The 11,783-nt window shown below is 74.2% G+C and carries 8 protein-coding genes; 5 read left to right on the top strand and 3 right to left on the bottom strand.

The window, feature by feature from the left end:
- Positions 1 to 25 precede the first annotated feature (25 nt).
- The 4 genes from DCS98_RS13950 to DCS98_RS13965 all read left to right on the top strand — a co-directional run bounded on the left by DCS98_RS13950 (position 26) and on the right by DCS98_RS13965 (position 5,297).
- Positions 26 to 976 carry an acyl-ACP desaturase gene (locus DCS98_RS13950; protein WP_116451992.1) on the top strand — a complete coding sequence of 317 codons (951 nt, stop codon included), beginning with the start codon at positions 26 to 28 and terminating at the stop codon, positions 974 to 976.
- 28 nt (positions 977 to 1,004) lie between these two features.
- Positions 1,005 to 1,808 carry an exodeoxyribonuclease III gene (locus DCS98_RS13955; protein ID WP_116451993.1) on the top strand — a complete coding sequence of 268 codons (804 nt, stop codon included), beginning with the start codon at positions 1,005 to 1,007 and terminating at the stop codon, positions 1,806 to 1,808.
- Positions 1,809 to 1,810: 2 nt separating this feature from the next.
- Positions 1,811 to 2,560, top strand: coding sequence for a peroxide stress protein YaaA (yaaA, locus tag DCS98_RS13960; RefSeq protein WP_116451994.1), 750 nt, complete (start codon positions 1,811 to 1,813; stop codon positions 2,558 to 2,560).
- Positions 2,561 to 2,747: 187 nt separating this feature from the next.
- On the top strand, positions 2,748 to 5,297 hold the full coding sequence (locus tag DCS98_RS13965; RefSeq protein ID WP_241037981.1) for a SpoIIE family protein phosphatase: 2,550 nt from the start codon (positions 2,748 to 2,750) through the stop codon (positions 5,295 to 5,297).
- A gap of 13 nt (positions 5,298 to 5,310) precedes the next feature.
- Here DCS98_RS13965 and DCS98_RS13970 read toward each other — a convergent pair whose 3' ends face one another.
- A complete protein-coding gene (locus tag DCS98_RS13970; protein ID WP_116452249.1) occupies positions 5,311 to 6,987 on the bottom strand; it encodes a DEAD/DEAH box helicase in 1,677 nt (558 codons plus the stop codon).
- Positions 6,988 to 7,051: 64 nt separating this feature from the next.
- On the opposite strand from DCS98_RS13970, the gene DCS98_RS13975 reads away from it, so the two are divergent.
- Positions 7,052 to 8,464: an amidase gene (locus DCS98_RS13975; protein WP_116451996.1), complete on the top strand. Its 1,413-nt coding sequence runs from the start codon at positions 7,052 to 7,054 to the stop codon at positions 8,462 to 8,464.
- 58 nt (positions 8,465 to 8,522) lie between these two features.
- On the opposite strand, the gene DCS98_RS13980 is transcribed toward DCS98_RS13975, so the two are convergent.
- Both DCS98_RS13980 and DCS98_RS13985 read right to left on the bottom strand, forming a co-directional pair.
- Positions 8,523 to 9,887, bottom strand: coding sequence for a glucose-6-phosphate dehydrogenase (locus tag DCS98_RS13980; protein ID WP_116451997.1), 1,365 nt, complete (start codon positions 9,885 to 9,887; stop codon positions 8,523 to 8,525).
- The gene (locus DCS98_RS13985; protein WP_116451998.1) at positions 9,884 to 11,731 is read right to left on the bottom strand and encodes a glycoside hydrolase family 15 protein; all 1,848 of its coding nucleotides are present in this window, start codon (positions 11,729 to 11,731) and stop codon (positions 9,884 to 9,886) included. Before DCS98_RS13985 ends, DCS98_RS13980 begins: the two co-directional genes overlap by 4 nt.
- Between the last annotated feature and the right edge of the window lie 52 nt (positions 11,732 to 11,783).

An 11,783-nucleotide genomic window follows, 5' to 3' on the forward strand; every position in this document is an offset into this window, starting at 1 on the left:
CGGCATCGGCACCCCGGAGGTCCGCATGGCCCAGACATCCCCGCAGTCCGCGGTCCTGATCGAGCTGGAGCCGGTGGTCGCCGAGAACCTGGACCGGCACATCACGCTGGCGAAGGAGTGGCATCCCCACGACTACGTGCCGTGGGACGAGGGGCGGAACTTCGCCTTCCTGGGCGGCGAGGACTGGTCGCCGGAGCAGTCGAAGCTCGACGAGACGGCGAAGGCCGCCATGTTCGTCAACCTGCTCACCGAGGACAACCTGCCCAGCTACCACCGCGAGATCGCCACGCGCTTCGGCCGCGACGGCGCGTGGGGTGAGTGGGTCGGCCGCTGGACGGCGGAGGAGGGCCGGCACGGCATCGCCATCCGCGACTACCTCGTCGTCACCCGCGGCGTCGACCCGGTCGCGCTGGAGCGGGCCCGGATGGACTACATGACGCTCGGCTACGACTCGGGGGACAAGTCGCCGCTCGAGGCGGTCGCCTACGTGTCGTTCCAGGAGCTGGCGACCCGCGTCTCGCACCGCAACACCGGGAAGGCCACCGGCGACCCGGTCGCCGACAAGCTGCTCGCCCGCATCGCCACGGACGAGAACCTGCACATGATCTTCTACCGCAACCTCGTCACGGCCGCGTTCGACATCGACCCCGACGAGACGATGAAGGCCGTCGCGCACGAGGTCATGCACTTCGAGATGCCCGGGGCCAACATGGCGAACTTCCGGAAGAACTCGACGATCATCGCCAAGGCCGGCATCTACGACCTGCGGCTGCACCACGACGAGGTGGTCAGCCCGATCCTGCGCAAGTGGCAGGTGTTCGAGCGCGACGACCTCGGCCCCGAGGGGGAGAAGGCGCGCGAGGAGCTCGCCGCGTTCCTGGCGGGCCTCGACGAGCAGGCGACGCGGTTCGTGGAGAGCCGGGAGCGGCTGCGCGCCCGCATGGCCGCGAGGGGCGAGGTGCCCGTCCAGGTGTGAGCGGCGCCGTTCCGTAGGGTCGGACACCATGCGGATCGCCACCTGGAACGTGAACTCGATCCGCACGCGGGCCGACCGGGTGGCGGCCTGGCTGGAGCGCAGCGACGTCGACGTCGTGGCGCTGCAGGAGACCAAGTGCCGGGACGACCAGTTCCCGGAGATGGTGTTCAGCGCCATCGGCTACGAGGTCTCGCACGTGGGCCACTCGCAGTGGAACGGCGTGGCGATCCTGTCCCGCGTCGGCATCGAGGACGTCGAGATCGGCTTCCCCGGCATGCCCTCCTGGGCCGCCAAGGAGGGGCTCGACCCGGCCCCCGAGGCCCGGGCGCTGGGTGCCACCTGCGGCGGCGTCCGCGTGTGGAGCCTGTACGTGCCGAACGGGCGCACGCTGGCCGACCCGCACCTGCAGTACAAGCTCGAGTGGCTCGCCGCGCTGCGCACGACCGCCGCCGGCTGGCTCGCCGAGCGGCCCGAGCTGCCCACCGCCCTCGTCGGGGACTGGAACATCGCCCCGGAGAACGACGACGTCTGGGACATGGCCGTGTTCGCGCACTCCACGCACGTCTCGCCGCCCGAGCGGGCCGCGTTCCGGGCGATCGTCGACGCGGGGTACGCCGACGTCGTCCGCCCGTACGCCCCTGGCCCCGGCGTCTACACGTACTGGGACTACACGCAGCTGCGCTTCCCCCGGCGGGAGGGCATGCGCATCGACTTCGTGCTGGGCAACCCGGCGCTCGAGGAGCGGGTGACCGGCGCCCGCATCGACCGCGAGGAGCGCAAGGGCAAGGGCGCCAGCGACCACGCCCCGGTGATCGTCGAGCTGGCGGAGTAGCGGTGCTCGTCCTGCTGCCGCCGTCGGAGACGAAGGCCCCCGGCGGGGACGGCGCCCCGCTCGACCTCGCGGCCCTCACCGCCGCTCCCGCGCTGACCGGGGTGCGCACCGAGCTCGCCGAGGCGCTGGTGAAACTGGCCGACGACGTCCCCGCTGCCCGTCAGGCCCTCGGCCTGTCGGCGAAGCAGGACACCGAGATCGCCCGCAACGCCGAGCTCTGGACCAGTGCCACCCGCCCGGCGGTCGAGCGCTACACCGGCGTCCTCTACGACGCGCTGGACATCGCCTCGATGGGCCGGGCCCAGCGTGCGCGGGCCGGGCGGCGGCTGGCCGTGGGCTCCGCGCTCTTCGGGCTCGTCCGCGCGGAGGACCCGATCCCGGCCTACCGGCTGTCGGCCGGCTCGGCGCTGCCGGGGCTGCCCACCCTGCGGGCGCTGTGGAAGCCCGTCCTCTCCCCCGTCCTCGTCGGCCTGGACGAGTTCGTGGTCGACCTCCGCAGCGGTTCCTACGCGGCCCTCGCCCCGGTGCCGGGTGCGGTGACCCTCGACGTGCTGAGCGAGCGCCCCGACGGCTCCCGCTCGGTCGTGAGCCACTTCAACAAGGCGCACAAGGGCCGGGTCGCCCGTCTGCTGGCGCTGACGACCGCCGAGCCGGCCGACGTCGTGCGACTCAGGAGCCTGCTGAGGCGTGCGGGGTTGCACGTGGAACATGACGGCGGAACCGCGCTGACGCTCGTCGTCCCAGCTCCGTGAGGCCGCCCGGAGCGCCGGCGACCCCGTGATCTTCGTCAGGTTGGTTGCGCGCAACCAAGGCTCCGTGACATAACGGGTACCGGACGTCGAACCGCCTGGCGTCCCGTGGTGCATCTCCAGCCTGAGGCTGGGCGGAAGGGCTGGCGTGGACCAGAGCACGGGCGCGGCCCCCGCGGCGACTGCCTCCGTGGCAGCCAGGGAGCTGCGCAGCGAGCCGCAGCGGCTCGACGAGGCGCGCCGGCTCGTGCCGCCGTCGGGCGCCAGCCCGGCGCTGGACCGCCTGGCCGAGCTGGCCGCGCGGCTGCTCGACACCGACGGCAGCCAGATCTCCCTGCTGACCGACGTCCAGCTCGTCGCGGCCGCCACCGGTCTGCCGGCGGCCAGCGTCGGGAGCCGGGAACCGCTCGAGGACTCCCTCTGCACGGTGACCGCAGCCGGCCGGGCTCCCCTGCTCGTGCCCGACGCACGGGCCGACGACCGGTTCCGCGGGCTCCCTCCGGTGGCCTCCGGCCGGGTCGGCGCCTACCTCGGCACGCCCCTCACCACCAGCGACGGCCGCACGATCGGCGCCCTCTGCGTGTTCGACGCGACGCCGCGGGAGTGGTCCGAGAGCGACGTCGCCACCCTGCGCCAGCTGAGCGCGTCGACGGTGACCGAGCTGGAGCTGTCGCACCTGGTCCGGCAGTACGAGAGCGACCGCCTGCGGTGGGGGCTGGCCATCGACGCCGCCGGGATCGGCACCTTCGACTGGGACCTCGTCACGGGACGGCTCGCCTGGGACGACCAGCTGATCCGCATGTTCGGTTACGACGTCGCCACGTTCGGGCAGCACATCGACGCCTTCAGCGCCCGGCTGCACCCCGACGACCGGGACCGGGTCGAGGAGGCCCTGCAGCACGCCGTCGACACCTGCGGTGAGTACGACGCCGAGTACCGGGTGGTCCGCCCCGATGGGGAGACCCGCTGGGTGCACGCCCGCGGCCGGGCGCTGGCCGGGACCGACGACGTCGCCGTCCGCGTCCTCGGCGCCGCCTACGACACGACGGGGGAGCGCGAGTCGGCCGGGCTGGTGATCCGCGTCCTGGAGGCGATGCCGGCGGGCTTCTACAGCCTCGACCGGGACTGGCGTTTCACGTACGTCAACGCCGAGGGCGAACGGTTGCTCGGCGCGGCCCGCGACGAGCTGCTGGGCCGGGTGATCTGGGAGGCGTTCCCTGCCGCGGTGAACACGATCTTCGAGGAGAGCTACCGGACCGCGGTCCGGACCGGTCTGCCGGTCTCCTTCGACGCCCACTACCCGGCGCCCCTCGACGGCTGGTACGAGCTGCGGGCCTGGCCCACCCCGGACGGCCTGTCGGTCTACTTCCTCGAGGTCACCGAGCGCCGACGCGTCCAGGAACAGGCGGCGGACTCCGCCGCGCGGCTCGCGCTGCTCGCGCAGATCAGCGCCGACCTCGCCGGGCACCTCGACGCCCGCACGGTGGCCGCGCGGCTCCCCCAGCTGGTCGTCCCGTCCCTCGCCGACTTCGCGATCGTCACGCTGGTGGACCCCGACGGCCGACCGCGCGACGTGGGGTCGTGGCACGTGGACTCGTCCTCCCGGGCGGTGCTGCAGCGCTACACGGAAGTGCGCGTCGACGCCATGCCGGTCGGTTCCCCGCTGGCCCGTGCGCTGATCACCGGCGAGCAGGTGCGCGAGGCGGGCGCCGCCGTGCGGGCCATGCTCCTGCCCGGCGAGGCCCGCGACCTGCTCGAGGTGTTGCACCCGGAGGGCGCCATCGTCCTCCCGATGCGCGGTCGCGGTCGCACGCTCGGGCTGCTGACCCTCTACTTCCGCCACCGCTCCACGCACCGCGAGGCCGACATCGTGACGGCGCAGGACGTGGCCGACCGAACCGGCCTGGCCCTCGACAACTACCGCCTCTACGCGGCGCAGCAGCAGCTGGCGGAAGGGCTGCAGCGCAGCCTTCTCACGGAGCCGCCGGAGCCGGACCACGCGGAGATCGCCGTCCGGTACGTGCCGGCGGCCGAGGCGGCGCGGGTGGGCGGGGACTGGTACGACGCCTTCCTGCAGCCCGGCGGCACCACCATGCTCGTGATCGGCGACGTCGTGGGCCACGACACCGAAGCCGCCGCGGCCATGGGCCAGCTGCGCGGGCTGCTCCGCGGCATCGCCACCTACAGCGACGCCGGACCGGTGGAGGTGCTCCGGGGCCTGGACGCGTCGATGACCACGCTGCGCACCGGCACGCTGGCCACCGCCGCCGTCGCGCGGTTCGAGCAGACGCCCGACGAGCTCGAGCGCGGGGTCACCCGGATGCGCTGGGCCAACGCCGGGCACCTGCCGCCGCTCGTCGTGAACCCCGACGGCAGCGTGGCCGAGCTGGCCTCCTGGCGCGGCGACCTGCTGCTCGGCGTGGACGCCGACGCGCGCCGGCAGGAATCCGTCGTCGTGCTCGACCGCGGCGCGACGGTGCTGCTCTACACCGACGGCCTGATCGAGCGGCGCGACGCCGACCTCGACGCCGGCTTGGTGCGGCTGCGCGAGGCGCTCATCGAGCTGGCGGACCGGCCGCTGGAGGAGATGCTCGACGAGGTGCTCGAGCGGATGGTCGACGGCCACCCGGAGGACGACGTCGCGCTGGTCGCCGTCCGGCTGCACCGGCAGGACCGGCCGCGGCCGGCCGAGGCGGGTCCGAACGTGGTGCCGCCGGACGTCCCCGCCGACCCCGCCTGACCGGCTAGGCCGGCTAGGCCGGGCCCTTGTCGCGGCGGACCGTCGCCTTGCGGCCCTTGATCATGGTGGCCTTGAGCGCCCGGATGACCTCGTCGGCGGCGGGCGCCGGCACCTCCACGAGCGCGAACCGCTGGTGGATCTCGATCGCGCCGATGTCCCGGCCGGTCAGCCCCGTCTCGCCGGTGATGGCGCCCACCAGGTCGCCGGGGCGGATGCCCGCCTCCCGGCCCAGGCCCACGAACAGCCGCGCCGCCGGGCCGCCCGCCGACCGCCGGGGCCGCGCACCGGCGTCCCGGCCGCCGTTGCCCGCCCGCGGGGCCTTGCCGGAGTCCGGGCGGAAGGAGACCTGCGGGATCTCCTCGTCGTCCTCCACCGCTCCCCCGGCCTCGTGCGCGAGCTTCACCGCGGCCAGCGCCACCTCCACGAGGTCGAACTCGTCGGCGAGGGACTCGACCACCACCCGGAACCCGTCGAGGTCGCCGTCGAGCAGGGTCTCCCGCAGCGACGCCCGCGTGAGGTCCAGCCGGCGGGCCCGCAGGTCGGCGACCGTGGGCACCGTCTGCACCGAGATGGGCGCCCCGGCGACGCGCTCGATCGTCTTGAGCATCCGGTGCTCGCGCGGCTCGGCCAGCGTGATGGCCACGCCCTCGCGGCCGGCCCGGCCCACGCGGCCGATGCGGTGCACGTAGGACTCCGGCGCCGACGGGACGTCGTAGTTGACCACGTGCGTCAGCTGCTCGATGTCCAGCCCGCGCGCGGCCACGTCGGTGGCGACCAGCAGGTCCGCCGTCCCGCCGCGCAGCCGGCCCATGACCCGGTCGCGCTGCTCCTGGCTCATGCCGCCGTGCAGCGCCTCGGCCCGGTAGCCGCGGCCGTTGAGGGTCTCGGTGAGCGAGTCGACCTCCTCGCGCGTCCGGCAGAACACGATGGCCGCCGTCGGCGCCTCGATGTCGAGCACCCGGCCCAGCGCCGCGGGCTTGGCCGCGCGGGGGACGACGTAGGCGGTCTGGCGCACCCGCGGGGCCTCCCCCGCGGCCGCCTGCTCCTTGGCGATCGTGATGCGCACGGGGTCGCGGAGGTGGCGGCGGGCCAGGGAGTCCAGCCGCCGCGGCATCGTCGCGGAGAACAGCACGGTCTGCCGGGTCTCCGGCGTCTCGTCGAGGATCGCCTCGAGGTCCTCGGCGAACCCCATGTCGAGCATCTCGTCCGCCTCGTCGAGCACGACGGTGGCGACGTCGCCGAGGTCCAGGCTGCCGCGGTTGAGCAGGTCCAGGGCACGGCCCGGCGTCGCGACGACGACGTCCACTCCCGACTCGAGGCTGCGCAGCTGGCGCACGATCGGCGCACCGCCGTACACCGGCAGCACCCGGGCACCGAGGTCCTTGCCGTAGCGGTGGAAGGCCTCCGACACCTGGACGGCGAGCTCGCGGGTGGGCAGGAGGACCAGCGCCACGGGGGCCTTCTCGCGCCGGTGGGCGGTCAGCCGCTCGAGCACGGGCAGCGCGAACGCGGCCGTCTTGCCGGTGCCGGTGGCGGCCTGACCCAGCAGGTCGCGGCCCTCGACCAGCGGGGGGATCGCCTCCTGCTGGATCGGCGTCGGCTCCTCGTAGCCGAGGGCGCCCAGGGCGCCCAGCAGCTCGGGCCGCAGGCCCAGTCGTTCGAACGTCACGCCGTCCTGGTCGTCGGTCATCACCGACCATCGTTCCCTGGGCGCCGGGCCCCCACGCGCGCGGGGGCGTGACAAGCTCCCTGGCGTGAGTGACGACCTGTGCTTCCGGCCCGCCACCGAGCTCGCCGCGCTGCTCCGGGACCGGGAGATCTCCGCCCGGGAGCTGCTCGACGCGCACCTGGACCGGATCGAGCGGCTGAACCCGTCGGTGAACGCCGTCGTCACCCTCGACGCCGAGGGCGCGCGGGCGGCGGCCGACGCCGCCGACGCCGCGCTGGCGGCCGGTGACCCGGTCGGGCCGCTGCACGGCCTGCCCGTCGCGCACAAGGACACCCATGCCACCGGCGGCATGCGGACGACCTGGGGATCGCCGCTCCACGCCGACACGGTGCCGCTGCGGGACGAGCTCGTCGTGTCCCGGCTGGCCGCGGCCGGGGCGATCCGCGTGGGCAAGACCAACGTGCCCGAGTTCGCGGCCGGTTCGCACACCTTCAACCCGCTGTTCGGGGCCACCCACAACCCGTACCGGCACGGCTTGTCGGCCGGCGGCTCCTCGGGTGGGGCCGCGGCGGCGCTCGCCGCGGGCTTCGTGCCGCTCGCCGAGGGCAGCGACATGGGGGGCTCGCTGCGCAACCCTGCGGGCTTCTGCAACGTCGTCGGCCTGCGGCCGACGCCGGGGCGGGTGCCCACGTGGCCGGCGCCGATGGCGTGGTCGCAGCTGTCGGTCCAGGGGCCGATGGGGCGGACGGTGGCCGACGTGGCGCTCCAGCTGTCGGTGCTGGCCGGGCCCGACGCGCGGGTGCCGATAGCGCTGGACGAGCCGGGGGAGGGCTTCGCGGCGCCGCTGCCCGAGCGGCTCGACGGGCTCCGGATCGCCTGGGCGCCCGATCTCGGCGGCCAGGTGACCGTCGACCCGGCCATCACCGGCGTGCTGGCGGGATCCGCGGCGGTGTTCGAGCAGCTCGGCGCCACCGTGGAGGAGGCCTGCCCCGACCTCTCCGGTGCCGACGAGGTGTTCGGGACGCTGCGGGCGTGGCTGTTCGACGCGAACTTCTCCGAGATCGCGCGCCGCTCGCCCGAGAAGCTCAAGGAGTCGATCCGCTGGAACGCCGAGATGGGCGCCAGGCTGAGCGGTTCCGACCTGGCGCGCGCGGAGCAGCTGCACACCCGGCTGTACGAGCGGATGGTGGCGTTCTTCGGGCAGTACGACGTCCTGCTCGCGCCGACGACGCAGGTGCTGCCCTTCCCGGTCGAGATCGAGTACCCGACGGAGATCGCCGGCGTCGACCAGGACAACTACCTGGAGTGGATGCGCTCCTGCACGGTCATCTCGGCGACCGGTTGCCCGGCGCTGTCCGTGCCGGGTGGGTTCACCGGGGACGGGCTGCCGGTGGGGCTGCAGGTCATCGGGGCGCCGCGGGCCGACCGCCAGGTGCTCGAGGTGGGCCACGCCTTCGAGCAGGCGACCCGCTTCGGCGACCGCCCCCCCGTCCTCTGACCTGATCTAGGCCTCTCTAGCCATCGCGCTAGAGGGCTCGAGACGCGCCGAGACGCGGTCAGGCGGCCGGGGAGCGCGGTCCGTCGGAGCCGGCCTGGTACTCCTGGAGCGGCACCTCGCCCGCCTTCCAGGCGGCGAGGATCGGCTCGACGATCCGCCAGGACTCCTCGGCCTCGACGTCGCTGATCGACAGGGCGGCGTTGCCGGCGAGCATCTCCGCCAGCAGGAGCCCGTAGGCCGACAGCCGGGCGGGAGGCAGCTCGATGTCCAGGGAGCGGCGTTCCACGTCGAACGGGTCACCCGCTCCGTTGAGGTTGATCTCCAGCGAGATCCCGTCGGGATCCAACCGGAGCCGGAGCACGTCCGGCTCCGGGGCGCCGCCACCGAACGCCATGTGCGGGACGGGGCGGAACCGCAGCACGATCTCGTGCCGGTCGGCGCCCAGCGCCTTGCCCGAACGCAGCCGGAAGGGCACGCCCGACCAGCGCCAGTTGTCGACGGTGACCACGTACTCGGCGTAGGTCTCGGTGCCGCGGTCAGGCTGGACGCCCTCCTCCGCCGTGTAGTCGGGCAGCGACCGGCCCTCGACCGATCCCGCGGTGTACCGGCCCCGGACGGTGTCGCGGGCCATGTCCTCGGGCGGCCGCACCGCCCGCAGCACGTCGGCCTTCCGCGCGGCCAGGCTGCGGGCGTCGACCGCCGCCGGTGGCTCCATGGCGACGACGGCCAGCATCTGGAGCAGGTGGTTCTGCAGCATGTCCTTGAGCGCACCCGCGGTGTCGTAGTAGCCCGCGCGGCCCTCGAGCCCGAGGGTCTCGTCGAAGACGATGTCGACCCGTTCCACGTGCAACCCGTTCCACAGCGGTTCGAACATCCGGTTCGCGAAACGCAGACCGAGGATGTTGAGCACCGTCTGCATGCCGAGGAAGTGGTCGGTGCGGAAGACCTGCTCCTCGGGCAGCAGGCGGTGGAGGACGGCGTCGAGCCGCTGCGCGTCGGCCAGGTTCCGTCCGAACGGCTTCTCGACGGCGACCACGGCCCCCTCGGGCAGGCCGACCTCGGTGAGCGCCTCCAGGGTCGGGAGGAACACCGTGTTGGGCAGCGCGAGATACACCACCGGTGTCCCGCTCGCCTGGTCGAGCGCCCGCCCCAGGTCCCCGGCGTCGGTCACGTCGCCGCGCAGGTACCGCACCCGGCGCAGCAGGCGCTCGCGGCTCTCCTCCGGCACCCGGTCGGCGTGCTCGGCCAGCCGGTCCCGCGCCCACCGCCGGTACCGGTCGTCGTCCCAGTCCGGCCGGCTGACCACCAGGACGGCGAAATCGTCGCCGAGCTCCCCCGCCGCTTCGAGTTCGGCCAGCCCCGGGAGCAGCAGCCGCCCGGTCAGGTCACCGCTGCCGCCGAGGACGACGAACGTCCGGCTCATGCCCGCTCCTCCGCTCGCGCCAGGTTCCACCCGCTCGTGATGACCCCCACGTGGCTGAACGCCTGGGGGAAGTTGCCCAGGAAGGCGCCGGTCGACGGGTCGATCTCCTCCGCGAGCAGGCCCACCTGGTTCGCCCGCCCGCACAGCGAGTCGTAGAGCGCGTGCGCCTCGTCGAGCCGCCCCTGTCCGGCCAGGTTGTCCACCAGCCAGAAGCTGCAGAGCAGGAAAGCCCCCTCCGTTCCCTGCAGCCCGTCGGGGGACTCGGTGTGCAGGTAGCGGTAGAGCAGGCCGTCACCGGCGTCCAGGTGGCGCCGCACCGCCTCGGTGGTCGCCACCATCCGGGGGTCGTCCGCCGCGATCAGCCGGCGCAGCGGCAGGCTGAGCAGCGAACCGTCCAGCCCGCCGTGGTGGCCGGTGCCCGGCGGGGTGAGGTGCTCGGTGAAGGTGCCCCGGGCGGGGTCCCACGCCTGGTCGAGCAGCGTCGTCCGGATCCGCTCCGCCTCCGCCTGCCACCGCTCGCGGGGGTGCGGCAGGCCCTGGAGCCGCGCGATGCGCAGCGCCCGGTCGACGGCGACGTGGCACATGGCCACCGAGTAGGTGAAGGGCCGCCCGGCGTCGCGGATCTCCCAGATCCCGTTGTCCGGTGTCCCCCAGTGCGCGATCGCCTGCTCGGTGAGCTTCTGCAGGGAGACCCACAGCGCCTCGCTGATCGTCGCCCCGCCGCGAACCCACTGGTAGGCGACGTCGACGAGCTCGCCGTAGACGTCGTTCTGCACCTGCCGGGCGGCGCCGTTGCCCCAGCGGACCGGCGAGGACCCGCGGTAGCCCGACAGCGAGGCGTCCAGCCACTCGGTCGGGGGCGGTTCGCCGTCCAGGGCGTACATGATGTCGACGCCGCCGCGCCGCTCGACGTTGCGCAGCGTCCAGGCGAGGAAGGCGTGCGCCTCCTCGTCCATCCCGATCCGGCGGAGGGCGTAGCCGGTGAACGCCGCGTCGCGCACCCAGGTGTAGCGGTAGTCCCAGTTGCGCTCCCCGCCGATGCCCTCGGGCAGCGACGACGTGGCGGCAGCCATGACCGCTCCGGTCGGCACGTGGTCGAGCAGCTTGAGCGTGATCGCCGACCGCCGGACCAGGTCCGCCTGCGGCCCGTCGTAGGTCAGCCGGTCCGACCAGTCCCGCCAGGCCGCGACCGTCTGGTCGACCAGCCGCTGGGGCTCGCTGCGGATCCGGGTGTGGGTCTGGCCCGACCACTGCAGCGTCACGGTGAGCCGCTCCCCCTGCGACAACCGCACCCGGCCGGCGATCGAGCCGTCCCCGGGGAGGGTGAGCGGGTGCGAGCACCAGAGCAGCAGGTCCAGCTCGTCCCGGGCGGGCCACCGGATCCGCCACGCGCCCAGCTCCGACCGCACGCGGACGCCGTCCTTCGGCGCGAGGCGCACGTCGACCTCGACCGTGCCCTCCACGACGCGCGCGGTGCGCAGGATCTCGCCGCGACCGGCCGGCACCGGCTCGGCCAGATCGGCACCCGAGCGCAGCGGCAGGCAGTCGGTGAGCTCCAGGACGCCGTCGGCGGTGCGCAGCTCGGTGACCAGGACCCCGGTGCCGGGCAGGTAGCGCTGGGCGGCCTCGCGGAGACCGGCCGGCGTGACCGCGAAGGTGCCGCCGCGCTCGGCGTCCAGCAGCCCGGCGACGAACGGCTCGCCGTCGAAGGTCGGCAGGCACAGCCAGGGGATCGCGCCGTCCCGCGCCACCAGCGCGCACGTGACGCCGTCACCGATCAGGCCGTGGTCCTCGATGGGCAGGTATCCGTCGGTGCGGGTGAGCGGTCGAAGGGGCACGGGCATCCCTCGGCTGGGCGGCAGGACCCCTGGGGCGTTCCCCGGAGGGCGCCGGGGA

It is taken from the genome of Blastococcus litoris, from assembly GCF_003075095.1.
Classification (GTDB): Bacteria; Actinomycetota; Actinomycetes; order Mycobacteriales; family Geodermatophilaceae; genus Blastococcus_B; species Blastococcus_B litoris.

Excerpts from the sequence above, each read along its gene's own strand:
- DCS98_RS13985 (WP_116451998.1), bottom strand. The coding sequence starts at position 11,731 with ATGCCCGTGCCCCTTCGACCGCTCACCCGCACCGACGGATACCTGCCC.
- DCS98_RS13970 (WP_116452249.1), bottom strand. The coding sequence starts at position 6,987 with ATGACCGACGACCAGGACGGCGTGACGTTCGAACGACTGGGCCTGCGG.
- DCS98_RS13950 (WP_116451992.1), top strand. The coding sequence starts at position 26 with ATGGCCCAGACATCCCCGCAGTCCGCGGTCCTGATCGAGCTGGAGCCG.
- DCS98_RS13955 (WP_116451993.1), top strand. The coding sequence starts at position 1,005 with ATGCGGATCGCCACCTGGAACGTGAACTCGATCCGCACGCGGGCCGAC.
- DCS98_RS13980 (WP_116451997.1), bottom strand. The coding sequence starts at position 9,887 with ATGAGCCGGACGTTCGTCGTCCTCGGCGGCAGCGGTGACCTGACCGGG.